Source organism: Pseudoalteromonas sp. SR41-8, assembly GCF_014163915.1.
In the GTDB taxonomy this organism is placed as follows: domain Bacteria; phylum Pseudomonadota; class Gammaproteobacteria; order Enterobacterales; family Alteromonadaceae; genus Pseudoalteromonas; species Pseudoalteromonas rhizosphaerae.
The window spans coordinates 1-1,269 of the sequence record NZ_JACJEE010000075.1; the positions used below are offsets into that span (position 1 = coordinate 1).

Sequence of the window (1,269 nt, forward strand, 5' to 3'; positions counted from 1 at the left end):
GGATCTGCACTTGACCGTAGCGGAAGGTAAACCCGAGAAATTTCGAGCCTGATACTGGACCGACCCGACTTTTCGATTCATTCACTTTGAGTTTTAATCGCTTAGTGATGAACGCAGTAATTTCCTGTTGGATTATTAGTCCTTCGCTTTTGGTTTTTACTAAAATGATTATGTCATCAGCGTAACGGGCAAACTTAAGGTGTTTGTAGGTTAGCTTCTTATCTAATTCATCGAGTAAAATATTGGAAAGTAAAGGGGATAATGGCCCACCTTGAGGGACTCCTTTGGTTGACTCAAACCACAGACCTGTTTCGCGCTCTGCTACTCCCGCTCGTAGGTATTTACCGAGTAGGCGCATGAGTGCTTTGTCTTTGATTTTACGGGCAACACGATTCATCAGCATGTCATGGTTTACTTCATCAAAGAACTTAGACAAGTCGATATCAATCGCTGTTTTATAACCTTGTTTAACACAAGATTGAACATGGTTCACTGCTTGACTGGCTCTTTTATAAGGACGATAACCATAACTATGTGGTGAAAATTGAGGCTCAAAGTAAGGGCTAATCACTTGAGCAATGGCTTGTTGGATCACTCTGTCGATAACAGAAGGGATCCCAAGCATTCGCTCACCGCCATCGGGCTTGGGTATCATCACGCGTTTGACAGGCAATGGTTGGTAAGTGCCGTTAAGTAATTGTTGTTTAATACCCAGCCAATGTAACTTAGCGAAGCGATTAAATTCTTCAATACTCATATGATCAATACCCGCAGCCCCTTTATTGTGCTTAACATGTTGCCATGCTGCGCCAATATTGTGGTTGCTTAGTACCATTGCCATCAGGTCACGATCTGTTTGGTTATATTCATTCGAGGTATTATTCACAGTCGAACGCTGTTCATCACCATCACAACACGGTGATCTATGTGAATTCAAGTTCATTTGTAGTATCTCCTCTGGTTAAGATGTTCAGGCCTTCACCATGTCCCCTCTATTACGATGGGCGTTTGGCTACTATGCCGTCTGCTGACTTCTGATAAATCACTCTAGCGATTACTCGATAAAGCGCGTCTAAACTAATGCTTGTTTACTGCTATTTCGCTCGCTATATAGGTCGCAGCAACCAAAGCGCCAAGGGTTGAACAACCAGTCCCTAACTGGTAATCTCCAAGCGTTAGCGCGGATGCGTGTTTATCAGATCTCCCCGAATAAGGTGCATCGACTTTCTCTGCACAACTGCATCATTTACGGTGGCCGTTAGATCACAT

At 43.5% G+C, this 1,269-nt stretch carries 1 protein-coding gene; it reads right to left on the minus strand.

Annotated features, from left to right (window positions below):
• Positions 1–943 (minus strand): group II intron reverse transcriptase/maturase (ltrA, locus tag H5162_RS21055; RefSeq protein WP_259398302.1); only part of this gene is annotated, 943 nt, incomplete at its 3' end.
• Positions 944–1,269: the final 326 nt, after the last annotated feature.